This is a genomic window from Brachybacterium sp. ACRRE (genome assembly GCF_022346485.1).
Taxonomy (GTDB): Bacteria; Actinomycetota; Actinomycetes; order Actinomycetales; family Dermabacteraceae; genus Brachybacterium; species Brachybacterium halotolerans.
Window position 1 is genome coordinate 1 of the sequence record NZ_JAKRMO010000024.1, and the last position, 24,965, is coordinate 24,965.

Genomic DNA, 24,965 nt, shown 5'->3' on the forward strand with positions numbered 1-24,965 from the left:
GGGGGTGGGCCTGGGGCCGGCTTCGATGTCGCTGAGTGAGGTCTCAACGCCTATATGGGCTTGAGACCTCACCCAGCGACATCGCAGGGTCCGCCGCCCTCGGCTGCGCCGCCCTCAGGTACCGCCGCCGTCGGCCGCTGGCCCGACAGCCCTCAGGCGTCGGCCGAGGCGCTCTCGTGCGCGCGCTGGCCCTCGCGGGCCACGCGCACCATCTCCTCGCGCGGCACCACCTTCACGCGCGGGCGCGGATTGCCCTCGCTGTCCTGGACGGCCGCACCCAGGCCGATCTCGTGCTCCTCGAGGGCGGTCCAGCCCTGCCAGGTCGTGAACTCCACGCCCTTGTCCTCCAGCAGGCGCAGGATCGAGTCGGGATCGCGGTCCGAGGCGCTGGGGATGCGGCCGGCCTCGAGGTCCTCGAGCAGGCTCGCGACGGTCTCCGCGGCGTCGGACTTCGTGGCGCCGATGAGGCCGACGGGACCGCGCTTGATCCAGCCGTTGGCGAAGAGGCCGGGGATGACCTCGCCGTCGGCCTCGGTGACGCGGCCGGCCTCGTTGTGGATGACGCCGCGGGACTCGTCGTAGGGGACGCCGGGCAGCTCGGAGCCGAAGTAGCCGATCGCGCGGTAGACGGCCTGGAGGTCGTAGTCGACGAGCTCGCCGGTGCCCTGCATGGTGCCGTCGGCGTCCAGACGGGTGCGCTCGAAGCGCATGCCGGCGACGCGGCCGTCCTCGCCGAGGACCTCGACGGGCTTGTGCCAGAAGTGCAGGTGCAGGCGACGCTGCACGGGTCCGCCGTGGGCGTCGGTGGGCTCCTCGCCCTTGGCCTCGCGCTCCTGCTGCGCGTGCAGCCAGCCCTCGAAGGTCGCAAAGACCTGCTCGCGGCGGCGGTCGGCGCGGATGGCCTCGCGCTCCTCGGGGGTGATCATCGCGAAATCGGCCGGGTCCATGACGATCTGCACGCCGTGGGGGTGGGCGAGCTCGCGGGTCTCCAGCGGCGTGAACTTCGACTGCGCGGGCCCGCGGCGGCCGAACACGTGCACGTCGGTGGTGCGCGCCGAGGTCAGGCCCTCGTAGACGTTCTCCGGGATCTCGGTGCGCAGCAGCTCGTCGGCCGACTTCGAGAGCATGCGGGCCGCGTCCAGCGCCACGTTGCCGTTGCCGATCATGGCGACCTGCTCGGCCTCCAGGGGCCAGGTGCGCGGGTAGTCAGGGTTGCCGTCGTACCAGGCCACGAAGTCGGCGGCGCCGTAGGAGCCCTCGAGGTCGATGCCGGGGATGTTCAGCTCGGCGTCCTTGAGGGCGCCGGTCGCGAAGATCACCGCGTCGTAGCGCTCGCGCAGCTCGGCGGCGGTGAGGTCGGTGCCGAACTCGACGTCGCCCAGGAAACGGATGTCCCCGCGGTCCAGGATGCGGTGCAGGGCGGTGATGATGCCCTTGATGCGCGGGTGGTCGGGGGCGACACCGTAGCGGATCAGCCCGAAGGGCGTCGGCAGAGCGTCGAAGAGGTCGCACTGGACCTCGAGCTCGCCGGACTTCACCTGCGGGGAGCGCAGCAGCGTCTCGGCGGCGTAGACGCCCGCGGGGCCGGAGCCGATCACGGCGAGTCGCAGGGGCTGGGCGGAAGGCTGGTTCGTGGTCATCGCACCTCGGGTTCCCGGGGCGAGCGCCCGCGGGCGCTGCACGCGTCCGGCGAGAGCGGCGTCGCCGTTGGTCTCGATTTACGCACCAGCCTATACGCGAAAATCACTGACCTGCAGACCCCGGGGGCCCGGAGCAAGCGGGATCACGCTCCGGGCCGCCCGGGGGACGCATCGGGGCGACGGATCGGCCGGCGGGGGCCGCCGGCGAGCGGCGGGCCGACGGGTCGGGGCCGACGGGCCGGCCGACGGCCGACGGGCCCGTCGGCCCCGAGCCGCTCAGACCTCCGCGAGCAGCGCCTGGATGCCGGCCTCGTCGAGGGCGGGCTGGTCGGCGTCGAGATTCTGGACCGGCAGAGGGCAGTCGCCGAGGTCGCGGATCGGGAGGCGGGCGCCGCCCTCGCGCATCGACTGGTGGGCGATGATCCCGGGCAGGGTGTAGCGGGCCGCCTGCCAGGCGTTGACCATCGGCTGCTTCCCGTTCGTGACCGCGCGCGCGAAGTCGTCGACCAGGAAGTGGTGGGCGCCCTCGTGGCCGTTGGGCTTGCCCTGGAACTCCGCGGGCAGGCGCTCCTGGTGGTGGGAGCGGGCCGCGCCGGCCACGAAGGCGTCGCGCAGGGTGGGGGAGACGTCCTTCAGGCGGGGGTCGTCCAGGCTCATGGTCGAGGAGGTGCTGATGAGGTCGGTGACCTCGAGGACCGACTTCTTGTCGTGCCAGTAGGTGACGTCCACGGTCTCCTCGAAGCTGCTGGCCTCGCCGAAGAAGCGGAAGCGGGACTCGCGCTTGTGGCTGGGGTAGCCCACGCGGCGCAGCTCGTTGGTGCGGAAGGCGCCGCCGTTGTCCATCTCGAACAGCGCGAAGGCGTTGGAGACGTCGTTGTCGAACATCGAGACGTCCTTGTCGAAGACGCCGTCGCCGCGGGTGTCGGGCCGTCCGAGCGCCGAGACCGAGATCGCGTGGCGGTCCTCGAGCACGCCCAGGATCCCGCCGATCGAGTGCGTGGGGTAGAGCAGGGGCGGGTAGGAGGCGGTCGACTTCCAGGCGTCGCCGCCGGAGTACTTGTAGGCGTCGTAGAAGCCCAGGTCCATGTCGTGGACGTAGTCGCCCTCGGCGTAGAACACCTCGCCGAAGGCGCCCGAGCGCTCGATCCGCCGGGCCAGCACCACGGCGGCGTTGTACTGGCTGGTCTCGCCCATCATGTAGACCAGGCCGGTCTCCTGCACGAGGCGGGTGATCTCGCGGATCTCCTCCTCCTCGATCGCCATGGGCACCGCCGAGTAGACATGCTTGCCGGCCTGCAGCGCCTGGATCGCGATCTTCCCGTGCGTCCAGCGCTGGGTGAAGATCGCGACCGCGTCGACGTCGGAGGCCAGCAGCTCCTCGACGCTCGAGAAGCGTCCGGCGAAGCGCACCGGGTTCTGCTCGCGCTGCTCGATCGCGTCGATGCGCTCGGGCACCGAGTCCACGGCATAGACCGCGGAGATGTCGGGGTGGGCGCTGAAGAGCTCGGCGAAGTGGGTGCCGAACTGGCCGATGCCCACGATGCCCAGGGTGAACGACATATTTCCTCCTTGAAACAAAGTGTGGGTCACACAGTAGCGCGCACAGTGCGCACGGGGGAAGGAGGAATCGAGGGACGGGAACCGACGGGCCGACGGCCGACGCTCGGGGTCCGGCCGTCGGCCCCGATCCAGGCTCGGAACCGCGCCCGGATCCCGAGCTCGGATCCCGGACTCAGGAACCGGTCGTGACCGGCGCGCCCTCGGAGGGCTGGACCACGACGAAGCCCGGGCCGTGGAAGCCCAGCTGGAAGGACTCGCCGGAGCCGCGGCCGATGAGCGAGCCCATCTTGAAGTCGTTCTTGATCTGCGGGGTGAGGTTCGCCGACCAGCACACCGCCGCCTGCGGGTCCACGTACGTGGGCTGCTGCGAGCAGTCCAGCAGCATCGGCGGGCCGTCGGACGTCACGGCGACCAGGCCCTGGCCCTGCAGGAACAGGTTGAACAGGCCGCCGGCCATGAAGCCCGCGCCGCCCGTTCCTCGGATGTCCCACTGGATCGAGGAGTCGAAGGCCAGCAGGTTGCGGGTGTTCAGGGTCAGCGCGTCGCCCTCGAGCTGGATCAGGAAGATCTCGTCGGCCCGACGGGCGAAGAACACCTCGCCCTGGCCGCGCACGCGCATGAGGTTCCCGCCCTCGCCCGTGGTCATCTTCTTCAGCAGCTTCATGCCGCCGCCCGAGCCCTGGTACGAGAAGTCCATCTGCCCCTGATAGGCGACCATCACGCCCTGGGCGGCGATGATCTCGGGGGACTGCGGCTGCAGAGCGCAGCGCAGCATCTTGGAGGACTGCAGGACCCAGCGCTCCTGGGTCTGCTTCTCCTGGTTCGAGGCGTCGAAGAGGGTGCTGCGCATGAGCGGTGTCCTTGTCTGGCGGGGTCCGGCGAGCGGGTCGTGGGGCCGGTCAGGTCGGGCATTCCGGGAGATCGTCTCACGGTCGCGTGGCAGCGGTCACTGGTCGGGCGGTCGGGCGATCGGCAGGTCGGGCCGACGGGTCGGCCGGGCCGGCCGGGCCGACGGGCCCGGCCGTCATGTCGCCAGGGCGCCCTCCCGGGCGAGCTGGTGCTGGAGGGAGCCGGGGAGCACCCAGAGGCGGTAGCCGTAGCTCGAGCCGCCGGTGACCGGTCGGGCACCCAGGTCCTTCATCGTCGACCCGTTCTTGCACGAGATGACGAGTTCGGTCGTGAAGGGCCGGCCCTTCGGCGGATCGGCGATGCTCACGGTGCGCGGCGAGAACCAGAAGCCCGACCAGTTGAGGATCTCGGCCCTGTTCAGGCCGGAGCTCGCGCACGAGAGGTCGACGTCCACCGGCAGCGGGCCCGTGTCCCCGCTCGCGGCGTCCGCCTTCTCGAGACTCGCACCCAGCTTGGCCGGCACGCGCCGTTGCTGATCCTGGTTCGCGTTCAGGGACATCGCGGCGGCGCCGACGAGCAGCAGGGCCACGGCAGTGCGCGGAAAGCGCCGCAGCACGAACAGCGCGGCCAGGGCGATCGCCGTCGCCAGCGAAGCCCATATCCAGAAGCGGTTCGCGTTGTCGAGCGTGGGCGTCAGCGGACGATGGAAAGGATGCTCGGGGAACATGCCCTGCCAGCTGTTCACGGCCGCCGTGTTCGTCCCCAGCCCGTACCACATGGGCACGTGCGGGGCGACCTTCAGCACCACGGCCGCGGCCCCCAGCACGAACACCACCAGGGCGATGCCGATCATCGGGGCGCTCACCCGGCGCAGCAGCGCGGCCGCGGCCACCATCACGACCAGGGCCGCGACCTGGTCGATGTAGCGCGAATAGAGCCAGGCCTCGAGGCCGTGGAAGCTCTTCCCCCACAGCGCCTCGGGCTGGTACCACCACACCACGCTCATGGCGACAGTGCTCACGGTGAGGCCGAACAGGAACGCCCCCGGTCCCAGACGCAGGGTGCGCAGCTCCCGCAGCGTCCACACCACGATCACGACGAACCCCAGGGCGAACAGTCCGGCGGTGCCCACGACCTGCGCCCAGCTCTGGCCCGCCAGGAGTTTCGCGAGTGCCTCGGGCTGGGCATGGAGGATCGCCTGCATGGCCAGGTCCGTCTTGCTGCTGCCAGTCAGCAGCATGCGGTGGTTGATGGCCGAGGCGATCCGGTCCACGATCCACCAGGACGCGACCAGCGCGAGCACGCCCACGAGCGCCTTCGCGACGCTGCGGCGAGTGAAGAAGAGCAGCCACACCACGGCCGTGAGCACGAGCGCGAGAGCGCGCGTGTGCGTGAGGTAGGCGGCGGCGATCGCGCCGACGAAGAGCGCCAGGCGCCACCACGTCGGCCGCTTCCAGAGCACGAGCATGCCCAGCGCCGCCCAGGCGTAGCAGAACATGAGCAGCGGCTCGCTCATCGCGTAGTCCGCGGGCTCGATCCGTCCGGGCATGCACATGGCCAGACCCGCGACCGCGATCGCCTGCGGCGTGCTCATCCCCAGATGGCGGCCCGCGAGGGCCAGCGGGAGGATCGTCGCGACGCCGATGACGTTGCCCAGGATGATCGCCGCGCGGTACACCGTCGCCGGGTCGTGCGTGAACCACCAGATGGGCGTCATGAGGATCGCCCACCCCGGGTAGTAGCCGCTCCCGGAGAGCTTGGGGACGTCGTGGTCGCCGGAGAGCATCCGCGCGATCTGCAGCGGATGGATCTCGTCCCATGGGGTGCGCGGCGCCACGGCGCTCTGCGCGACCACCACGTGCAGGACGATGCAGAGCACGACGGCGGCCCCCGCGAGCACCCACCACAGGCGGGAGGCCCCGGCGGCCGAGCCCGACCTGACGTCGGTCCCGGTCCCGGCCCCAGGCGTGGTCCCGGGCTCAGCGCCGGGCCGCGTCTCAGCGCGGGCCCGCCCCTCAGTGCCGGCCTGCGCCGCAGTGCCGTCCTCCGCCTTCGTGCCGGCCGCGCGCTCGGCTCCGGTCTCGCGCGAGCGTCGCAGCGCGGTGGGAGGGAGCGCGATCTCCGCGGAGCGCGCGGCAACGGGTGATGACACGGTGGCGAACCTCCGGCGACGGGAACAGAGGGCAGGTGCGGCCGCACGGAAGGAGCAGAGGCACCGGCGCGGTGCGGATGGGCGGGCCCGTGAGGCACGGGACCCTGCCCCGACCCGGCTCGCGATCCCCCACGAGGCCGGGTGCGGCGTCCCTGCGCGGGACGCCGTGCCACCACCGGGCCGGCCATCCGCGACCCGCCGTCGTGAGAATAGCCCCGGCGGCACCGGCGTCCTGGGAGAGATCGTGCCGTCCCCGCGCGACGCACCAGGACAGCGCCCCGGAGCGCGGGAAGCTTCACACGGAGTTCATCGGACCGACGCCCGACGTTGACCGACGAGCGGACGGGATGCGACGTGGGGCACGGAGCGGCCGCGCAGACGTGGGCAGAAGCGGCGCAATGGCCGCGCAGAAGCGGCGCAGAACGGGACAAGTGGGGCGCCGTCGGCGCGACTTCCGCGGGACGACGGCCGTGTCCTCCCCGCTCGTGGCCTGCGTTCCTGGACAATGGTCCGCAGGCACGGACGAGGGGAGTGGCCGGAGTGGAGCGCGCACTGCGAGGTGTCCAGAAGTTCGGCGCCGTCGCCGTCCCGATCCTGGTGGTCTGCGCCCTCACGGTGTGCGCGACGATGGGCTGGATCGCGCGCCATCCCTTCGATGACCAGGGCGAGCACCTGCTGTTCCTGAGCGCCTTCGACGCCCACACGAAGCTCGTCGTGGGCCTGCTGATCTACACCGCGGTCATGTACGCCGCCCTGCTCACCGTCGTCGGCGGCCTGCTGCGCTTCACGCTCGCGCGGGCCGAGGAGCGCGCCGGCGAGCTGGCCGCAGATCCCGCCCGGCGACGGCCCTCCCGGATCGCACGGTCCGCGCGCTGGCTGCTGGGCAGCTGGTGGCGCCTCGCTCTGCTGCTGCTCGTGATCTGGTCGCCCATCCTGCTGGGCGAGGTGCTCGGCGGGGGCGGGGCCTGGGCGGATGCCGACCTCCAGGGCGGATCGCTGCGCGGCGAGGGCATGTCCGGCCACCGCAGCCCGCTCGTGATCATCGCCTTCGAGTGCGTGCTCGCGATCGGCCGACTCCTCACCGGCGGCATCGGGGCGGGCCTCGGCGTCCTGGTCCTGGTCCAGCTGGCGCTCGTGCTCGCGGCCCTCGGCCGTGCGGCGGCGCTGTTCGGCCGCTGGGTGCGCAGCGACGGCCTGTGTGCCCTCGCGCTCGCGGTGCTCGTGATCGGCGGCATCCCGATCGCGCTCTGGTCCCTGTCGCTCTCACCCGCCGCGCTCGGCGCGGCCTCCCTGTGCTGGTTCCTCGCGCTCGTCATCGACCACGTCCACTCGCGCGAGCCGATCCACGGCGGGAGAGTGCTCGAATGGGCGCTCGCCGCCCTGCTGCTGCTCAGCTGCTCCGCGCTCGCGGTGCCCCTGGTGATCGTGCTGCTGGTGATGACTCTGATGATGCGCCGCGGCCGGGAGGCCTGGCGGGTGGCGCTGGTCGCTCTCGTCGTGCCGCTGCTCGTGGTCCTCGTGGGCACGCGCCTGGGCGCCTCCCAGGGGATGCTGGGCACGGAGGACCCGGTCGCCCAGCACGGGCTGCAGGCGCAGAGCATCGCCCTCGCCCTGCGCGAGGACCCCGACGCGCTGTCCGCGGAGGACGCCGACGCGCTCGCGAAGATCTTCGACGTCGACGACCTGCGCGACCGCTACGCGCCCGGAGCGCCGGCGAGGCTGCTCGAGGCGGAGAACGACGATGTCAGCGCGGCCCAGGCGGAGCGGCTCCCGGACATCTGGTGGCACCTCGCCCAGAACCATCCCGGACTCGCGGCCGACGGCATCCTGCTGGAGGTCTCCAGCACCTTCGACCCCTTCGCCCACGGCCGCCAGAACCTCCCGGGCACCGCGGACGACGGCGCGCCCGGCGCGGTCGCCTCGGTCCTCGACGGGACCCCCGGCCTGCGACTGCTCGTCGAGTCGCCCCTGCGCGTCGTGGCCGTGCTGCTGGTGGGCGTCATCGCGGTCGCCCTGCGCCGCCCCGGCGTCTGGTTCTGGGCGGTGCCGATCGGCATCCTGACCGGGGCGCTCGCCCTCATGCCGGCCGACGCCTCGGGCGGCGCCGCGCTCGTGATCGGCTGCTTCCTCCCCTTCGCCCTGCTCGCGCTGTCGGCGAGCAGGGAGCTCGTCGAGGTCGGCTCGCCCGACGGCGCGGTCCGCAGGATCCGCCGCGTCACCCGGCGGCGCAGCGCGCCGGGTGCGGGTGCGGGTGTGGGCGCGCGCGGCGGTCGCCGGGCCGACGGTGGGGTCGGTGCTGGCGACAGAGGTGCGGACAGCAGTGTCGACAGCGGTGCTGACTACGGAGCTAGCCCGGCTGACGGCGTGCCGGGCGGCGCGGCCGATGACCTCAGTTGGATCGGCGTGACCAGCTCACCGCGCGATGGCGGGCCCCAGGGGCGGCACCAGCGCTCCGCCGAGGCCGAGAAGGAGGGCCGCTACGGACCGGTGCGCAGCCTGCCCCAGCGCCCGCTCGCGCCGCCGAAGGGCCTCCACCGGAAGCCCCCGCGGCGCTGAGTCCGCGGCGGTGAGTTCGCGGCGGTGAGTCCGCACTGAATTGCGCCCGCCGCGGTGAGTCTGCGTGGCTGAGCTCGTGGCGGTGGCCTCAAGGCGGTGGCCTCGAGGCGGTGACCCGAGGTGCTGCACGGGTCCCGTGGAGACTCAGCCTCGCTGCGAACGACGCTGCCACCAGCGGCGGCGCGACGTCGGTCCGTGATCCGGCGCGCTCGGAGCGTTCGCTGTGTCCGCTGAGTCAGCCGAGTTCCCTGAGTCCGCCGACTCCGCCGACTCCGCCGCACTCTCGTCGTGCGCCCTTTCGACGTCCGCTTTCTCGTCCTCCGATGAGGTCGTCGGGTCGTCCTCCGTCGGGTGTGCGGCTCCGTCCTCGTCGTCCTCGATCCAGACGTCGGTCCAGCCGATGTCGGACTCGTCGTGCGGACGGAAGGGACGGCGCTCGCCGATCTCCTCGGTGACGTCCTCGAGGTGGATCTCCCGGGGCGGCCGCACCTCCTCACCGCGATGCGGCACCGGGCACGTCCAGAAGTACGGGCAGCCGGGGCATCCGGCGAGCTCCGCGTCCGGTGCGACCTCCCGCTGGACCTGCACCTGGTCCTGCGCCTGCAGGATCCGCTGGCGAGTGTCGTACGGGTTGATGTCCACCGGTGCAGATTACGCGTCCCGGCTCCGCGTGCGGTGGTGACGGCACCGACGCGCGGCGATGGTCACGCGAGGGCCGCCGAGCGCGTGCATGGCAGATCAGCCGATGCCATCGGGAAGGGGCATCCCAGAACGGCGGCACGGGACGCGGCAGCCCGTGATGCGCCCCGAACCTCGCTGAGGCCCCGGTGTTGGACCGAACGGTGCTTGGGAACCGGAGCCGGCCCGAACAGTGCTGCGCAACTGTCGTTATGGACGCTCAGAACGACGACTACGCAGCACTCAACGGTCCGGCCGGCCCGAAATCGGCCCGAAAGGTGCTGCGGACCGAGTGAAGGCTCGAACAGTGCTGCGTACCGGTCGCTATGAGTGCTCAGAACGACCATTACGTAGCACTCGACGGTCCGGCCAGCCCGAAATCGGCCCGAAAGGTGCTGCGGACCGGGTGCTGGCTCGAACAGTGCTGCGTACCGGTCGTTATGAGTGCTCAGAACGACAACTGCGTAGCACTCAACGCTTTTCCTTGTGGCCCCACGGCCCCACGGCCCCAGCGCGTGAACCGACGCCGGGCGGGGGCCGGGCCGGGGGAGCGGGCGCCGTGCATCCGGGTGCCGAGCACCCGGGCGGCGGACACTCCGGCAGGATTCGAACCTGCGACACGCTCCTTATGGGGGAGCTGCTCTACCGGGCTGAGCTACGGAGCGGGACGGCCTGCACGTCGAGAACCCGTGTCGAGGTCGACGAGGGATCCCGGCGAGGCGACCGGCGCGCGGGATCGACGTCGGCGGCCATGCGCGCCATCCCGGAGGACGACGCGCATCCATGGTGCGCAGGGAGCCCCGTGCCGTGCCACCCATGGGACACACGGCGACGCACAGCGAGACCGGCGCCCAACTTGGACTCGAACTCGAACGCGAACCCGAACCCGAGTCCGGTCCCCGCCCCGAGCGACCTGGTGCGCCCGCTCGGCCCAGCCTGCTCAGCTCTGCGCGCTCGCTCAACCCAGCCCGGCGCGCCCAGCCTGCTCAGCCCGGCCCGCTCAGCCCAGCCCGCTCAACCCCGCTCCCTCAACCCTGCGCGGCCGCGCGCGCCGCGGCCGGGAGGGTCTGGGCGATGCGGTCGACGATCTGCTCGTCGTGCGCGGTGGAGACGAACCAGGCCTCGAAGGCCGACGGCGGCAGGTAGACGCCGCCCTCGAGGAGCGCGTGGAAGAAGCGGCCGAACGCGGCCGTGTCCTGGTCCTTCGCGTCGTCGTAGGTGGTCACGGGCTGGTCGCGGAAGAACACCGAGAACAGGGTGCCGGCGGTCTGGATGACGTGGGGGACGCCCGCGGTGGTGAGGGCGTCGGCCACGAGAGACTGCAGGGTCGAGGAGGTGCGCGCGAGCTGGGCGTACGCGGCGTCGTCGAGCCCGGCGAAGGTCGCGAGGCCCGCCGCCGTGGCGAGCGGATTCCCCGAGAGCGTGCCCGCCTGGTAGACGGGGCCGAGCGGCGCGAGCAGGTCCATCAGATCGGCGCGGCCGCCGAAGGCACCCACGGGGAGTCCGCCGCCGATGACCTTGCCGAAGGTCATGAGGTCCGGAGCCCAGTCCGAGCCGTCGGCCGGAGCGGATCCGGCCCCGTCGGCCGTGCCCGCCCCGCCGGCCGTCGAGGACCCCGCCCCATCGGCCGTCGGCCCGTCGATGCCGTAGTAGCCCTCGGCGCTCGCGCGGAAGCCGGTGAGCACCTCGTCGGTGATCAGCAGTGCGCCGGCGGCGTGGGCGGTCTCGGCGAGGAAGGCGTTGAAGTGCTCCGGCGGGGTCACCACGCCCATGTTCGCGGGCGCGGCCTCGGTGATGATCGCGGCGATCTCGCCGCCGCGCTCGGCGAACAGGGAGGTCACGGCGTCGCGGTCGCCGTAGGGCAGCACGATCGTGTCGCGGGCGGTGCCCTCCGTGACGCCCGCGGAGCCGGGCATCGCGAAGGTCGCGACGCCGCTGCCGGCCTCGGCGAGGAGGGCGTCGACGTGCCCGTGGTAGCAGCCGGCGAACTTCACGACGACGTCGCGGTCGGTCGCGGCGCGGGCCACCCGCAGAGCGCTCATGGTGGCCTCGGTGCCGGAGTTGACCAGGCGCACCTTCTGCAGCGGGCGCACGCGCCGCACGAGCTCCTCGACCAGGCTGACCTCGCCGGTCTGAGGAGCGCCGAAGGAGAGGCCGCGGCCGGCGGCCTCGCGCACGGCCTCGACCACGCGCGGGTTCGCGTGGCCCAGGATCATCGGCCCCCAGGAGCCCACGAGGTCCACGTACTCGTTGCCGTCGGCGTCGGTGAGCAGCGCGCCGGAGGCCGAGGCGATGAACGGCGGGGTGCCGCCCACGGAGCCGAAGGCCCGCACGGGCGAGTTCACGCCGGCGGGGATCACCTGCTTGGCGCGGTCGAACAGGGACTCGGAGGTCGACTCGTCGAGGGTCATGGGGCTGTCTCCTTCGGGGAGTGCGGACGGGTGGGGTTGCGGGCGGCGCCGGGACGTCGAGCGGTGCCCGAGCCAGTGCTCGAGCCAGTGCCAGAGCCGGCGGTCGAGCGGGATCTCAGACGAACGGGCGCAGGTGGGCGGGCAGGCCGTCGCGGATCCAGCCGGCGACCTCGGACGCCCAGTAGGTGAGGATCATCGAGGCGCCGGCGCGCTTGAAGCCGAGCAGCGATTCCATGATGGCGCGGTCGCGGTCGATCCAGCCGTTCGCGCTCGCGGCCTCGATCATCGCGTACTCCCCGCTGATCTGGTAGCTGCCCACGGGCACGGGGGAGGACTCGGCGATGTCGCGCAGCACGTCGAGGTAGGGCATGCCGGGCTTGACCATCACCAGGTCCGCGCCCTCGTCGACGTCGAGCTCGACCTCGAGGCGGGCCTCGCCGCCGTTGGCGGGATCCTGCTGGTAGGTGCGGCGATCGCCCTCGAGCGAGGAGTCGACGGCTTCGCGGAACGGGCCGTAGAACGCGGAGGAGTACTTCGCGCTGTAGGCGAAGATCGAGACGTCCTCGAAGCCGCCCTCGTCCAGGGCGTCGCGGATCGCGGCGATCTGGCCGTCCATCATCCCCGAGGGGCCGATCATGTGGACGCCTGCGCGGGCCTGGGCGAGCGCGATCTCGCGGTAGCGCACCAGGGTGGCGTCGTTGTCGACGCGGCCGCGGGAGTCCAGGATGCCGCAGTGCCCGTGGTCGGTGAACTCGTCCAGGCACAGGTCGGCCATGATCACGAGGTCCTCGCCGATCTCCTGGGCGAGGCGCGCGATCGCCCGGTTCACGAAGGAGTCGGGATCGCTCGCGGCGGAGCCCACCGCGTCCTTCGTCGCGGGGACGCCGAACAGGATGATCCCGCCGACGCCCCGGTCGGCGGCCTCGCGGGCGGCCTCGAGCAGGGAGTCCTCGGTGTGCTGGACGACGCCGGGCATCGAGGTGATCGGCACGGGCGCGTCGATCCCCTCGCGCACGAACATCGGCAGGACCAGGTCCGACGGTCGCAGCGTGGTCTCGCGCACCAGGGAGCGCATGGCCTCGGTGGTGCGCAGGCGGCGGGGCCGACGGGCGGGTGAGAGGTGGGCGGGAAGCTGCGCGCGGTAGTCGGCGACGCGCTGATCGGGGTCGATGGAGGTCATCGGGGTGTCACTCCTTCGGGGCGGCGGGGCGGGCCGGGCTGGTCCGGCTCGTGGAGTCGGTGAGGCTGTCGAGGCTGGTGGATGGGGGAGTGGTGGTCTCGGGCGCGAGCGCGAGGTGCACGGCTCGTGCGAGGGACGGGGCATCGGGGTGCTCGGCGCGCGCGTCGACCCGGAGTCCGGCGCTGAGAGCGGCCTCCTCGGTGGGGCGGCCGATGACGACGACGGCGGTGCGCGGGTGCACGCCGATCTGGGCGGCGCGGCGGGCGATCATCGAGCTGGTCAGCACGATCGCGTCGAAGCCGCCGCCGGGCAGGTCGCGCTCGACCTCCGCGGGCAGGGGCGCGTGCTCAGGGTGATAGGCGTCGACCTGCTCGACCCGCATGCCGGCGCCCTCGAGGCCTTCGCGGACGGTCGGGGCGGCGGCAGACGAGGCCGGCAGCAGCACCCGCGGAGCGGGAGCGGTCGAATCCGAGACTGGCCCCGAGACCGAGCCCAATTCCGGGTTCGTGACCTGGTCCGACGAGCCCACGGCCTCCCGACGGCGGCGCACCGCCTCGACGAGCGCGGCACCGGACCCCTCGGCGACCAGGTCGACCTCGAGGCCGGCCTCGTGCAGGGCGCGGGCGGTCGCACCGCCGACGGCGACGACCTCGGTGCCCTCGGGCACCTGCAGACCGACGGCGACGAGCGAGCGCACGGTCGCGGGGCTGGTGATGACCAGCAGGTCGTACTCGCCGCGGGCGAGGCGGTCGAGGGCGGGGGCGAGGTCCGCGGCGGGTGCGGGCTCGATCCGGACGAAGGGCGCGCGCACCACGTCGTAGCCGGCGATCTCGAGGAGGTCGGTCAGGTCGTCCCCGCGCCCCTCGGGGCGGGGGAGGAGGACACGGTCCCTGCTCACGATGCGGCGTCGCCCCCTGCGGTGCTCAGCACGCGGGCGGCGCCGGCCTCGAGGAGGTCGGCGGCGAGGTCCTGGCCCAGGCGCACAGCGTCGGCCTCGAGGGCTGCGGGGTCGGCGAGGTCGACGGGCGTGCTGCGGGTGCCCTCGAAGACCTGGGTGCCGTCCTCGGAGATCGCGAGGCCGCGCAGGGTGAGCACGGTCCCCTCGGAGGCGTCGTCGGCGCCGTCCGAGCCCGAGCCCGAGCCGGAGCCGGAGCCCGTGACCGTGCCGAGGGCGCCGACGGGCGCCGAGCAGCCGGCCTCGAGGGTGCGCAGCAGGGAGCGCTCGGCGGCGACGGCCGCGCGGGTCGGGGCGTGGTCGGCCGCGCGCATGCCGGACTCGAACCAGGCACCGGCGGAGGTCTCGGCGCACTCGACGGCCAGCGCGCCCTGCGCGGGCGCGGGCAGCAGCACGTCCGGGCTCAGCAGCTCGCTGATCACCTCGCTGCGGCCCAGGCGCAGCAGGCCGGCGGCGGCGAGCACCACGGCGTCGAGGTCCGCGTCCTCGCCGAGCGCGCGGGCGAGCCGCGTCTCGACGTTCCCGCGGATGCCCACGACCTCGAGGTCGGGGCGGGCGCGGCGCAGCTGGGCGGCGCGACGCGGGGATCCGGTGCCGACCTTCGCGCCCTGCGGGAGCGTCCCGAGGGTCAGGCCGTCGCGGGCGCAGAGGGCGTCGCGGGGGTCCTCGCGCTCGGGCACGCAGGCCATCACGATGCCGGGGACCGGCGCTGTGGGCAGGTCCTTCGCGGAGTGGACGACGGCGTCGACCTCCCCGCCCAGCAGGGCCTCGCGGACGGCAGTGACGAACACGCCGGTGCCGCCGATCTGCGCCAGTGGGCTGGTGCGGTCGACGTCCCCGTGGGTGCGCACCCGGACGAGCTCGACGCGGTCCTCGCCCGCGACGCGTCCGGCGATCTGGCCGGACTGGGCGAGGGCGAGGTCGGAACCGCGGGTGCCGACGCGCAGCACAGGGGCTGCGCCGTCGGGCACGGGGCTCGCGCCGGCCACGGGGCTCGCGCCGGGCTGCTCGGCGCTCACGCCGGCACCTCGGAGCCCGCGCGGGACTGCTCGGCGTGCGCGGCCTGCTCCTCGGCGATGAGCGCGCGCATCTGCTCGTCGGCCTGCATGGCGAGGGCGATCTGCTCGACCGTGTCCAGGGGCGTGCCCTCCATGGGGACGGGGCGGGCGTGCGCCGAGCCGTTCAGGCAGCACAGGGCGCCGCAGGTGTCCTCGACGACGCCGAAGTCGGTGACCGCGCGGGGGCTGTGACCGGGCTCGATGTGCTCGCGCACGAGGTCCACGAGGCCCTCGACGAAGCGCTCGTCGGTTCCGGAGGTCGCCACGCGCGTGAACGCCAGGCCGAGCTCCTCGGCGGTCTCGGCGGCCTCGGTGTCCAGGTCCCAGACGACCTCGACGTGGTCGGTGACGAAGCCGATCGGGACCACGATCACCGCGTCGGCCTCGTCGTGCTCGCGGATCTCCTGCAGGCGGTCGTTGATGTCGGGCTCGAGCCACGGCACGTGCGGGGCGCCCGAGCGGGACTGGTAGACGAGCTCCCAGTCGGGCACGGCGATCGCCAGGTCTGCGCCGGCCGACGCGCCGTCGGTTTCCCTGAGCTGCTCCATCACCCAGCGACACGCCGCGAGGTGCTGGGCGACGTACCAGCCGCCCACGTCGCCCGCCGACGGGTCCTGCGCGTCCTTCTCGGCGGGGCCGGAGGCGCTGGACATGACGTGCGGGATGGAGTGCGTGGAGAACAGCACGCGGGTGCGGGAGGCGTCGTGGCCGGCGTCCCGCATCTGCGTGATCGCCGCGCGGACTCCGTCGCGCACGGGCTCGAGGAAGCCGGGGTGGTCGAAGTAGGCGCGGATCTTCTGGATCTCCATCTGACCCACGAGATCGTTCGCGACCAGCGCCTTCGCGTAGTCCTCGCGGTACTGGCGGCATGAGGAGTAGGAGGAGTAGGCGCTCGTGGCGACCGCGAGCACCCGGCGGTGCCCGTCGGCGCTGATCCGCCCGACCACGTCGCTCGTGAACGGCGCCCAGTTGCGGTTCCCCCAGTAGACCGGCAGGTCGATGCCGGCCGCGGCCAGCGCCCGCTCGAAGCGCGCGATGAGGTCGCGGTTCTGGTCGTTGATCGGGGAGCGCCCGCCCAGCTTGCGGTAGTGCTCGCCGACGACCTCGAGCCGCTCGTCCGGGATCCCGCGCCCGCGGGTGACGTTGCGCAGGAACGGCACCACGTCCTCCTGCTGCTCCGGCCCGCCGAAGGAGGCGAACAGGATCGCGTCGTACGGGACGTCGTCGGGGAGGGGTGCGGGGTTCTCGGTCATGGTGACCTCCGGGTCGCAGTCGATGCTCCGGCGGGGCGGCCGGGGCGGAAGGGAATCGGGTGGGTGCGGGACGGGATCAGACGAGGATGCCGGCGACGTCGTCTGCCGAGGCCAGGCGACGGCCCACGTGGAAGGGCAGCTCGTCGCGCACGTGCAGACGGGCGCCGGTGTAGCGCAGGGCGCGCATCATGTCGACGAGATCGTGGAGGTCGTCGGACTCGAAGGACAGCAGCCACTCCCAGTCGCCGAGCGCGAACGCGGCGACGGTGTTCGCGTGGACCTGCGGGTAGGTGCGGCCCAGCGTGCCGTGCTCGATGAGCATGTCGCGGCGCTCCTCGTCGGGCAGCAGGTACCACTCGTAGGAGCGGGTGAAGGGGTAGACCGTGACCCACTGCTGCGGAGTGCGCGAGGGGGAGAGGAAGGCCGGGGCATGGGAGCGGGAGAACTCGGCCTCGCGATGCACGCCGACGCCCGACCACGAGCGCACCAGGCCCTCGGCGGCGCGCGTGCGCTCGAAGCGGCGCAGGGCGTCCTGCAGGGCCTCAGGGGTCTCGGCGTGCATCCACAGCATCAGATCGGACTCGGCGCGGAACAGCGAGGCGTCGTAGATGCCGCGCACCACGGTGCCCTCGGCCTCGATCGCGGCCACGACCTTCTCGATCTCCGCCGCGACCTGCTCGCGCGGGGCGTCGGCCGCCTCGACGCGCGTGAAGACCGTGTAGGAGGTGTACCGGACCGTCTCGCCGCCGGAGGGGGCCGACGTGGCCGAGGCGGCCGACGTGCTCGGTGCGGCCGACGGGGCCGAGGCGGCCGACGGGGTCTGGTGGGTGTCTTCGCTGCTCATGATGTCCTTCCATCGTGTCGGACGAGGGCGTCGAGCCCCGTCCCGGCGCGCCATGCGCCGGTCAGCTCCAGCGGCAGCCCAGCGCTGCCGAGGATGCGGTCGAGGTCTTCGAGGGCGGCGCGGTGGCCCGGGCGGGCCTGCCGCATGGTGCGCCGCCAGGTGACGGTGCGCGCGGCCCGCAGCTGCTCGCGCGAGAGCGCGGTGCCGAGGATCGCGGAGGCGTCGGCGAGGGCGAGGTCGGTGACCAGCTCGTCGGTGAGGGCGTCGTCCCCGGGCAGCACCTCGCCGGGGCGTCCGTAGGACAGGCGCAGCACGTGGGCGTGCGGTCCGAAGCGCTCGCGCGCGGCCCGCTCGACATGCTCCCACTTCGCGCTCGCGTGGGTGAGCCCCTTCGCACGGATCCCGCGGGTCCCCGGCGCGACCAGCGCTCCCGTGCCCGAGGGGAAGGCGTCGAGCTCGGGGGCGTCGAGCGCCAGCAGCACGAGGCGGACCGCGACGGCGGGGCTCGGGGGGATCGCGCGGGCGACCTCCGCGAGGCCGTGGTCGGCGTCCGCATCGGCGCCGGCGCCAGTGCCGACGCCAGGGCCGGTTCCGGTGCCGGCATCGGAACCGTCGGCCTCCGCGGCCCCGTTCCCGAGCAGCAGGTCGCGCGCGGTCCCGGGGTCGGTCGCGATCACGAGGTGGTCGGCCGCGAGCGTGCCGGTGTGCGCGCCCTCGAGACGGACCTGCCAGGCCGCGTCGGGATCGCCCGGCTGGATCTCGGCCGCGTCGGTGCCCCCGCGCCGCACGCTCACCGCGCGGGTGCCGCTGAGCATCGCGCCGCCGTGGGAGAGCAGATCATCGGCCAGAGCCCCGGGCAGCAGCGCCATCGTCGGATCGAGCGCGCGCACCGCGGTGCCCGCGGAGGCATGGGGCTGCGGGCGCAGGCGGCGCACGGCCGCGGCGAGGGAGCCGGTCTCGCGCACGGTCTCCTCGAGGTGCGGCAGCACGCTCGCGAGCTCGAGGGTGTGCGGATCGGCCGAGTGCACGCCGCCGATGATCGGGGCGACCAGGCGCTCCGCGACGCGCGCGCCCATGCGGCGTCGCACGTACTCGGCGACGCTCACGCCGTCGGCGAAGCCGACAGAGGCGGGCAGGAGGCGCTCGGCCCAGGCGCGCAGCGCGCCCGTCGTGCCGAGCGCCGCGCGCACCTCACGGGACAGCGGATCGCCCGGGATGCCCAGCAGACCGCCGGGCGGGGAGACGAGCGCGCCGGCGTCGGAGACCACGCGGGAGCCGAGCCCGGCGCGGGGGCTCACAACGCGCTCGCCGAGGCCGAGGTCGCTGAGCAGCGCGTCGACCGCGCCGGAGCCGGTGCCGTAGGCCTCGGCGCCGGCGTTCACGACGAGTCCGCCCAGGTCGACGCCGCGCACGGCACCGCCCACGTCCTCACGGCGCTCGACGAGGGTGACGCGGGCCCCGCCGCGCGCATGCCGGCGCGCGGCCAGGAGCCCGGCGAGGCCTCCGCCGAGGACGAGGACACGGGTGCTCACAGCGCGTCGGCCTCCCGAGTGCTCAGGGTGCTCGGGGCCTGGTCCGTCGAGGACGACTCGGGGGCCGCCGAGGACTGCTCGTGGAGGTAGGCGACGAGGTCGGTGAGGACCCCGGGATCGGTGTCGGGCGGGACGCCGTGGCCGAGGTTCACCACGTGGCCGGGCGCGGAGGCGCCGCGGGCGAGGACCGCATCGGCCTCCGCGTAGCGGGCGTCGGCCCCGGTGAACAGCACGGCGGGGTCGATGTTTCCCTGCACGGGCACGTCGCCGCCGAGGAGGTCGATGGCCTGGTCGAGGGCGATCCGGTGATCGACGCCCATCGTGGTCGCGCCGGCCGCGTGCATCTCGCGCAGCAGGTGGCTCGCGCCCACGCCGAAGTGGATCCGCGGCACGTCGAGGTCGGCGACGGCGTCGAGCACGGCCGCCGAGTGCCGCTGGACGTGGGCCAGGTAGGTCTCGGCCGAGAGCGCGCCCACCCAGGAGTCGAACAGCTGCACGGCCTGGGCGCCCGCGGTGACCTGGGCGCGCAGGAAGCGGCCCGAGAGCTCCGCGACCCAGCCCGCGAGGCGGTCCCAGGCCGCGGGATCCTCGCGCATGAGGGCGCGGGTGCGCAGGTGGTCGCGGCTCGGGCCGCCCTCGACCATGTAGGAGGCGACGGTGAAGGGGGCGCCGCAGAAGCCGATGAGCGGAGTCGCGCCGAGCTCGGCGGTCACCAGGCGCACGGCCTCGCGGATCGGCTCGAACGAGTCCTCGAGGGAGTCGTCGATCGGGGGCAGGGCGTCGATGTCGGCGACCGTGCGGATCGGGTGGTCGAAGACGGGGCCGCGGCCGGGGACGATCTCGACGGCGAGGCCGGCGATCTTCGCAGGCACGACGATGTCGGAGAAGAAGATGCCCGCGTCCACACGATGGCGGCGCACGGGCTGGAGGGTGATCTCGGCGGCGAGCTCCGGCATGAGGCAGGCCTCGAGCATGCCGGTGCCCTCGCGGGCCTCGCGGTACTCCGGGAGCGAGCGGCCGGCCTGGCGCATGAACCACACGGATGCGGGCGCCGCGGGATCGACGGCTTCTCCACGCAGCCGACGCACCAGGGTCGGGGTGTCCTGCGCGGTGGCCTGCGGGGCCTGCGCAGTGCCCGGACGGGCGGCGGGGGCGGGGCTCATCTGATCTGACATCCTGTCGTGAAAAGTGGCTCTGACGTGCACGATCGCCGTGCTCTGCCATTGTGCCCCCAGCCCGTGGGCGGTCCGCGGGAGGAAGGTCCCGGGGTGGTCAACACCTCACCGGCCCGGCCGCGGCCCGGGCCTACCATGGAGTGATGCTCGCCGCCGTCCGTGCCACCCATGAGCACCTCGATCTCGGGGTGCTGGACGTGCTCACCCGCGATGCGGCCGACCTCCCCGAGGTCATCGAGAACCTCAATGCCGACGGGGGCCCGCTCGACGGCTGGGTCGTCATGTCCACGTGCAACCGCCTCGAGGTCTACCTCGACACGCAGCGCTTCCACGACGGGCTCGAGCTCGTCGTCGAGGCCGTGAGCGAGACCAGCGGCCTGGACGCCGAACTGGTCTCCGTGTGCTTCGAGACCGCGATGGGCGCGCCCGTCGCCGAGCACCTCTACGAGGTCACCGCGGGGCTGCGCTCCGTCGTCCTCGGCGAGGCGGAGATCGCCGGCCAGGTGCGCGCGGCCTTCGACGCCGCCCGCGGTGCCGGCCACACCACCGCGCAGCTCAACGACCTCTTCCAGATCGGCTTCCGCTTCGCCAAGCGGGTCGCCTCCCGCACCCCGGTGGGCGCGGCCGGCCGCTCCGGCGTCGCGATCGCGCTCGACCACGCCGTCGGCCTCATCGGGCCGCTGCAGGACAAGGACGTGCTGGTCATCGGCACCGGCGCCTATGCGCGCCTGGGCGTCGCCGACCTCACCCGCCGCGGCGCGGGCCGGGTGCGCGTGCACTCCGGCTCCGGGCGCGCCCTCGGGTTCGCCGAGCGCCACGGGATCGAAGCCATCCGCGCCGACCAGCTCGGGACCGCGATCCGCGAGGCGGACCTCGTGCTCGCCTGCTCCGGCCGCGGCACGAGCCTGTTCCCCGACCACTTCCGGGACGTCGGCCCCACGCTCATCCTCGACCTCGCCCTGCACTCCGACCTGCACCCCCTGGTGCGTCACCTGAACGACGTTCAGGTGCTCGACCTCTCCGACCTCACCATCGAGATCGACGAGGAGGCCGCCCCCGTGCTCGAGGCGGCCCGGCAGATCATCGCCGACGGCGTCGCCCAGTTCACCGCCCGCCAGGAGTACCGGCGCGTGGACCCGGCGATGGCCGCGCTGCGCCGCTCGCTCGGCGAGGCGACCGACTCCGAGGTCGCGCGGCTGCGGCGCGGCGGCAAGGGCGAGGAGGCCGACGACGTCGAGCGGTCGATCCGCCGCATCCTCGCCAAGGTCATGCACTCGCCCACGGCCCGCGCCCGCGAGCTCGCCGAGCAGGGCGACGCGGACAAGTTCGTGCAGGCCTTCCACACCATCTTCGGCGTCGACCTCGGGGAGGCCGACGCCCCCGCCGAGGGCGACCACCTCGCGAGCCCCTGGGTGCGGCTGGACCGCACCGTCCCGCCCGAGGCCGTGCGCGAGGGCGCCCTGCTGACGGGGGAGACGCCCGGTGCGCCGGCCGACGCCGCGTCGGCCGGTTCCGCGTCGACGGGTCACGCATCGACGGCCGCCGCGTCGGGGGCCGACGGGACGGCAGCAGGAGAGGGCGCCGCTCCTGCCACGCCGACCGCCGACACCATGAAGGCGCTCGCGAGACTCGCGCGCATGGGCGTGCAGGAGAACGTGCGCCAGAACCCCTCGGCCTGCCCCCTCACGCCTGCCCAGCAGCAGGCGTTCCTCGAGCAGGTCGGCCACGGCCGGTCCTGACCCGTCGCATCCCCTGAACCGGAGGACCCGATGACCACGCCGAGTCCCACCACGGCCGAGCTCTACCCGCGCCTCGCGGCCATGCTCACCGGCCCCGACGCCCCGAACGCCTTCGACGCCGCCGTCATCGACGTGCGCGCAGATCTCGCGATCGCCTGCGCCCGCGAGGGCCGCGCCGAGGACGCCGCCCTGCAGGTCGAGGAGCTCGTGAAGGACTGTCGCCGCGAGCTCACCGGGGACGACCCGCGCACCGCCCGTGCCGAGGAGGTGAAGGCGGAGGTGTGGCGCCTCATCGAGAGCGTCGGCGAGAAGGGCTGAGGCCTGGGATGGCGCGGGCCGCGGGTTTCTCAGCCCTTCCGATGCTCGTCGAGCAGCCTGCCGACGGTCGGGGCCTTGGCGCGGGTGTAGTCGGTCCACCCGGTGGATGATCGGGCCGCCTCGACCTTCGTGCGCAGATAGTCGGCTCGAGCATCGGCGTCCCGGCGCAGGAGATCCCGGAAGTCGAGGCGCTCCGTCCAGATCCGTCCGCCGTGCTCCACGAGATGGAGGACGCAGTCGCGTGCGCGGCGCGTGGGACGGCTCAGCCAGCAGTGCTGCTCGCGCTCTCCCTCGAGGTCCCAGCCGTCATCCTCCAGGCGATGTGCCGCAGAGGCGATGGCGCTCTGCGGGAGGCCGACGATCACATCGACGACATCCTTCGCGGGAAGGCCGGGGACGGCGGTCGAACCGATGTGCTCGATCCGCGCTCCGGGCAGCACAGCGAGGACGTCGTCCTGGATCCGCGCGAAGCGCTGTGCCCAGTCCTCCGGTCTCGGATCGACGAGCAGGACAGCCTGCTCCGACGACGGGTCGGGACCACTCGACGAGGTCATCGCCGAGTCCGGTCCTGTTCGGGGTCCCCTGTGCGCACCGCGTGCCCTGCTGAGCCGGCCCCGTCCGCGATGAGCTGGAGCACCTCGTGCGTGGTCTCCGCCTGCACGGTGGGCCGCCAGTCCCGTTCCTGCTCGTGCCACGACCTGCCGTGGCGCACCCAGCCGGTCGAGAACCCCGCGGCGCGGCCGCCGGCGATGTCGGCCTCGGGATGATCGCCGACCATCCACACCGCTCCGGGCTCCGCAGCCGAACCGAGACGCTCGAGCGCCGCCTCGAAGATGCCGGCCGTCGGCTTCTTGACCCCGACCGATTCGGAGATCACGACGTGGTCGACGAGGTCGTCGATCCCCGTGAGGTCGAGCTTGCGGGACTGCTGCTCGGTGCGTCCGTTGGTGACCACCACGATCGGGATGCCGGCCCCGCGCAGGCTCTGCAGCTGCTCGACCACTCCGGGGTAGGGCTCGATGTAGGGGAGGTGGCCGCGCCTCAGCTGCGAGACGAGCTCCTCCGGGTCGGTGCTCAGGCCCAGCCTTTCCCTCAGTCCGTCGGCGAGGACGCGGCGGGGAGCGTAGCCGTGGGCATCGGCTGCGAGCAGCCAGTCCAGGTCCTGGTGACCCCCGCCCAGATCCTCGACGAAGTCCTCCGCCCAGCGCGCGAAGCCGCCGTCGCGGTCGATGAGCGTGTTGTCGAGGTCGATCAGCAGCAGCATCCGTCGAGACTACCGAGCACCCCCGGACACTTCGCGTAGCAGGAGGTCAGGTGACCCTCGTATATGCACGTGACCCGACCTCCTGCTACGCGAAGTGCACGCCCTCGCCGGAGACTGCGCTCCGGGTGCCCTGTGATCGCCGTGTCGCGGTGCCGTCGTGTCGTCGTGTCGCCGTGTCGCCGTGTCGCCGTGTGGCCTGGGCGCCCCGTGCCCCGCAATGTCGGGATCGCCCCGTAGAGTCGTGCCGAGCATGCGCCACCAGTGCGGATGCCACCAGCGCGGGCGGCGGGACGCCGTCGGGGAGAGAGGACGTCGGATGGAGCCCGAGCACCGCGGGATGAGCGCCCTGGATCTCACGCATCGCGTGGCCGTGATGGCCGTCGTGAACCGGACCCCGGACTCCTTCTACGACAAGGGCCGCACCTTCGTCCTCGACCAGGCGGTCGCCAGCGCCGTGCGCGCCGTCGAGCGCGGCGCCGACTGGGTCGACATCGGCGGCGTGCCCTTCGGGCGCGGCCCCGCGGTCTCCGTCGAGGAGGAGATCGAGCGCGTGGTGCCGGTGATCGAGCGGCTCACCGCCGCCCATCCCCAGGTGATCGTCTCGGTCGACACGAACCGCGCCGCCGTCGCCCGAGCGGCCCTCGCGGCGGGCGCCGCGGTCATCAACGACACCAGCGGCCTGACCGACCCGGAGATGGCGCGCGTCGTCGCCGAGGGCGGCGCGCACGTGATCCTCTGCCACAGCGCCGGCAGGCCCCGCGAGGAGAAGCCCGCCGCACACTACGAGGACGTGGTCGACGAGGTCCGCCACGCGCTGTTGGACCAGGTCGCGCGCGCCGAGGCGGCCGGGATCCCTCGCGAGCGGATCATCGTCGACCCCGGGCACGACCTCGACAAGAACACGCTCCACTCCCTGGAGATCACGCGCCGGCTCGAGGAGCTCACGCAGATCGGGCTGCCCCTGCTGGTCGCGGTCTCGAACAAGGACTTCATCGGCGAGTCGATCGACCGGCCGCAGGGGGAGCGCCTCGCGGGCTCGCTCGCCGCGATGACGGTGTGCATCCTCAAGGGCGCGCGGATCGTGCGCATGCACGACGTCGCCGAGACGGTGGACGCCGTGCGCATGACCGAGGCGATCCTGGGCCTGCGTGCACCCGTGCGCCTCGAGCACAACATGCACCCGACCCACAACGTGTGAGAGCGGGGCGGGGCAGCGGCCACAATGGCCCTGCATCCCGCCTCGCCCTCTCAGCGGCCGCTCGCGGCGAGCGCGAGGAACTCCTGCCGCGAGCGCGGATCGCTGCGCAGCGTCCCCAGCAGCGAGGACGTCACGGTGCTCGAACCGGTGGCCTGCACGCCGCGCAGCGTCATGCACGAGTGCTCGGCGCTGAGGACCACGCCCACCGCCTTCGGCTCCAGCTGCTCCTCGAGCCACAGCGCGACCTGTCGCGTCAGGCGCTCCTGCGTCTGCGGACGGCATGCGAAGTGCTCGACGATCCGGGCGAGCTTCGAGAGGCCCAGGATGCGCTCCCCGGGCAGGTAGGCCACGCACGCGGTTCCGACGAACGGCAGCAGATGGTGCTCGCACACAGACCGGAAGGGGATGTCGCGGGCGAGCACGAGCTCGTCGTACCCCTCGTCGTTGGGGAACGTGGTGGCATCGAACGCCCGCGGCGTGAGCATCTCCGCCCAGGCCCGCGCCATTCGTCCCGGCGTCTCCCGCAGATGCGGGGAGTCGTGGGGGATGGCGAGGGCATCGAGGAACGCAGACGCCGCGCGCTCGGCCGCGCCCATGTCGCGC

The 24,965-nt window shown here is 73.2% G+C and carries 20 protein-coding genes and 1 tRNA gene; 4 read left to right on the forward strand and 17 right to left on the reverse strand.

Annotation, left to right across the window (positions count from 1 at the left end; all coding sequences use genetic code 11):
• Positions 1–152 precede the first annotated feature (152 nt).
• The 4 genes from MHY49_RS08735 to MHY49_RS08750 all read right to left on the reverse strand — a co-directional run bounded on the left by MHY49_RS08735 (position 153) and on the right by MHY49_RS08750 (position 6,201).
• The gene (locus MHY49_RS08735) at positions 153–1,640 is read right to left on the reverse strand and encodes an FAD-dependent oxidoreductase (RefSeq protein WP_239203623.1); all 1,488 of its coding nucleotides are present in this window, start codon (positions 1,638–1,640) and stop codon (positions 153–155) included.
• 276 nt (positions 1,641–1,916) lie between these two features.
• Entirely contained in the window at positions 1,917–3,200 is a 1,284-nt protein-coding gene (locus MHY49_RS08740; RefSeq protein ID WP_239203624.1) for a Gfo/Idh/MocA family protein, read from the reverse strand.
• A 172-nt stretch (positions 3,201–3,372) separates the two neighbouring features.
• Positions 3,373–4,050, reverse strand: coding sequence for an AIM24 family protein (locus tag MHY49_RS08745; protein ID WP_228359320.1), 678 nt, complete (start codon positions 4,048–4,050; stop codon positions 3,373–3,375).
• A gap of 174 nt (positions 4,051–4,224) precedes the next feature.
• Positions 4,225–6,201 (reverse strand): hypothetical protein, encoded by a 1,977-nt coding sequence (locus tag MHY49_RS08750; protein ID WP_239203625.1) that lies wholly within the window; start codon positions 6,199–6,201, stop codon positions 4,225–4,227.
• A gap of 540 nt (positions 6,202–6,741) precedes the next feature.
• Here MHY49_RS08750 and MHY49_RS08755 point away from each other — a divergent pair.
• Complete coding sequence (locus tag MHY49_RS08755; protein WP_239203626.1) at positions 6,742–8,757, forward strand: DUF6020 family protein; 2,016 nt, start codon at positions 6,742–6,744, stop codon at positions 8,755–8,757.
• A 144-nt stretch (positions 8,758–8,901) separates the two neighbouring features.
• Here the strand turns inward: MHY49_RS08755 and MHY49_RS08760 are convergent, their stop codons facing one another.
• From MHY49_RS08760 to hemE, 10 genes are all read right to left on the reverse strand, one after another.
• Complete coding sequence (locus MHY49_RS08760) at positions 8,902–9,399, reverse strand: hypothetical protein (RefSeq protein ID WP_239203627.1); 498 nt, start codon at positions 9,397–9,399, stop codon at positions 8,902–8,904.
• Positions 9,400–10,026: 627 nt separating this feature from the next.
• A tRNA-Met gene (locus tag MHY49_RS08765) sits at positions 10,027–10,100 on the reverse strand.
• Positions 10,101–10,463: 363 nt separating this feature from the next.
• On the reverse strand, positions 10,464–11,846 hold the full coding sequence (locus MHY49_RS08770; protein ID WP_239203628.1) for a glutamate-1-semialdehyde 2,1-aminomutase: 1,383 nt from the start codon (positions 11,844–11,846) through the stop codon (positions 10,464–10,466).
• Positions 11,847–11,961: 115 nt separating this feature from the next.
• Entirely contained in the window at positions 11,962–13,026 is a 1,065-nt protein-coding gene (gene hemB / locus MHY49_RS08775) for a porphobilinogen synthase (RefSeq protein ID WP_255719809.1), read from the reverse strand.
• A gap of 7 nt (positions 13,027–13,033) precedes the next feature.
• A complete protein-coding gene (locus tag MHY49_RS08780; protein ID WP_239203629.1) occupies positions 13,034–13,924 on the reverse strand; it encodes a uroporphyrinogen-III synthase in 891 nt (296 codons plus the stop codon).
• Entirely contained in the window at positions 13,921–15,000 is a 1,080-nt protein-coding gene (gene hemC, locus MHY49_RS08785) for a hydroxymethylbilane synthase (protein ID WP_370646068.1), read from the reverse strand. Before hemC ends, MHY49_RS08780 begins: the two co-directional genes overlap by 4 nt.
• Positions 14,997–16,292, reverse strand: coding sequence for a ferrochelatase (locus tag MHY49_RS08790; RefSeq protein WP_239203630.1), 1,296 nt, complete (start codon positions 16,290–16,292; stop codon positions 14,997–14,999). The genes hemC and MHY49_RS08790 overlap by 4 nt, the downstream gene beginning before the upstream one ends.
• Positions 16,293–16,368: 76 nt before the next feature.
• Entirely contained in the window at positions 16,369–17,136 is a 768-nt protein-coding gene (gene hemQ / locus MHY49_RS08795) for a hydrogen peroxide-dependent heme synthase (protein ID WP_239203631.1), read from the reverse strand.
• The gene (locus tag MHY49_RS08800; protein WP_239203632.1) at positions 17,133–18,668 is read right to left on the reverse strand and encodes an FAD-dependent oxidoreductase; all 1,536 of its coding nucleotides are present in this window, start codon (positions 18,666–18,668) and stop codon (positions 17,133–17,135) included. Before MHY49_RS08800 ends, hemQ begins: the two co-directional genes overlap by 4 nt.
• Positions 18,665–19,843 carry a uroporphyrinogen decarboxylase gene (hemE, locus tag MHY49_RS08805; RefSeq protein WP_370646069.1) on the reverse strand — a complete coding sequence of 393 codons (1,179 nt, stop codon included), beginning with the start codon at positions 19,841–19,843 and terminating at the stop codon, positions 18,665–18,667. The genes MHY49_RS08800 and hemE overlap by 4 nt, the downstream gene beginning before the upstream one ends.
• A gap of 143 nt (positions 19,844–19,986) precedes the next feature.
• Between hemE and MHY49_RS08810 the strand changes: the two genes are divergently transcribed.
• Positions 19,987–21,582, forward strand: coding sequence for a glutamyl-tRNA reductase (locus tag MHY49_RS08810; RefSeq protein WP_239203634.1), 1,596 nt, complete (start codon positions 19,987–19,989; stop codon positions 21,580–21,582).
• A 30-nt stretch (positions 21,583–21,612) separates the two neighbouring features.
• A complete protein-coding gene (locus MHY49_RS08815; RefSeq protein ID WP_239203635.1) occupies positions 21,613–21,900 on the forward strand; it encodes a hypothetical protein in 288 nt (95 codons plus the stop codon).
• A gap of 29 nt (positions 21,901–21,929) precedes the next feature.
• Here MHY49_RS08815 and MHY49_RS08820 read toward each other — a convergent pair whose 3' ends face one another.
• Positions 21,930–22,454: a GrpB family protein gene (locus tag MHY49_RS08820; RefSeq protein WP_239203636.1), complete on the reverse strand. Its 525-nt coding sequence runs from the start codon at positions 22,452–22,454 to the stop codon at positions 21,930–21,932.
• Positions 22,451–23,164 (reverse strand): HAD family hydrolase, encoded by a 714-nt coding sequence (locus MHY49_RS08825; protein WP_239203637.1) that lies wholly within the window; start codon positions 23,162–23,164, stop codon positions 22,451–22,453. The genes MHY49_RS08820 and MHY49_RS08825 overlap by 4 nt, the downstream gene beginning before the upstream one ends.
• A gap of 316 nt (positions 23,165–23,480) precedes the next feature.
• On the opposite strand from MHY49_RS08825, the gene folP reads away from it, so the two are divergent.
• On the forward strand, positions 23,481–24,362 hold the full coding sequence (gene folP / locus MHY49_RS08830; protein ID WP_370646070.1) for a dihydropteroate synthase: 882 nt from the start codon (positions 23,481–23,483) through the stop codon (positions 24,360–24,362).
• 50 nt (positions 24,363–24,412) lie between these two features.
• Here the strand turns inward: folP and folE are convergent, their stop codons facing one another.
• Positions 24,413–24,958: a GTP cyclohydrolase I gene (folE, locus tag MHY49_RS08835; RefSeq protein ID WP_255719814.1), complete on the reverse strand. Its 546-nt coding sequence runs from the start codon at positions 24,956–24,958 to the stop codon at positions 24,413–24,415.
• Between the last annotated feature and the right edge of the window lie 7 nt (positions 24,959–24,965).

Coding starts and splice junctions, on each gene's coding strand:
- MHY49_RS08735 (WP_239203623.1), bottom strand. CDS start 1,640: ATGACCACGAACCAGCCTTCCGCCCAGCCCCTGCGACTCGCCGTGATC.
- MHY49_RS08740 (WP_239203624.1), bottom strand. CDS start 3,200: ATGTCGTTCACCCTGGGCATCGTGGGCATCGGCCAGTTCGGCACCCAC.
- MHY49_RS08745 (WP_228359320.1), bottom strand. CDS start 4,050: ATGCGCAGCACCCTCTTCGACGCCTCGAACCAGGAGAAGCAGACCCAG.
- MHY49_RS08770 (WP_239203628.1), bottom strand. CDS start 11,846: ATGACCCTCGACGAGTCGACCTCCGAGTCCCTGTTCGACCGCGCCAAG.
- hemB (WP_255719809.1), bottom strand. CDS start 13,026: ATGACCTCCATCGACCCCGATCAGCGCGTCGCCGACTACCGCGCGCAG.
- MHY49_RS08790 (WP_239203630.1), bottom strand. CDS start 16,292: ATGACCGAGAACCCCGCACCCCTCCCCGACGACGTCCCGTACGACGCG.
- hemQ (WP_239203631.1), bottom strand. CDS start 17,136: ATGAGCAGCGAAGACACCCACCAGACCCCGTCGGCCGCCTCGGCCCCG.
- hemE (WP_370646069.1), bottom strand. CDS start 19,843: ATGTCAGATCAGATGAGCCCCGCCCCCGCCGCCCGTCCGGGCACTGCG.
- MHY49_RS08810 (WP_239203634.1), top strand. CDS start 19,987: ATGCTCGCCGCCGTCCGTGCCACCCATGAGCACCTCGATCTCGGGGTG.
- MHY49_RS08815 (WP_239203635.1), top strand. CDS start 21,613: ATGACCACGCCGAGTCCCACCACGGCCGAGCTCTACCCGCGCCTCGCG.
- MHY49_RS08820 (WP_239203636.1), bottom strand. CDS start 22,454: ATGACCTCGTCGAGTGGTCCCGACCCGTCGTCGGAGCAGGCTGTCCTG.
- MHY49_RS08825 (WP_239203637.1), bottom strand. CDS start 23,164: ATGCTGCTGCTGATCGACCTCGACAACACGCTCATCGACCGCGACGGC.
- folP (WP_370646070.1), top strand. CDS start 23,481: ATGGAGCCCGAGCACCGCGGGATGAGCGCCCTGGATCTCACGCATCGC.
- folE (WP_255719814.1), bottom strand. CDS start 24,958: ATGGGCGCGGCCGAGCGCGCGGCGTCTGCGTTCCTCGATGCCCTCGCC.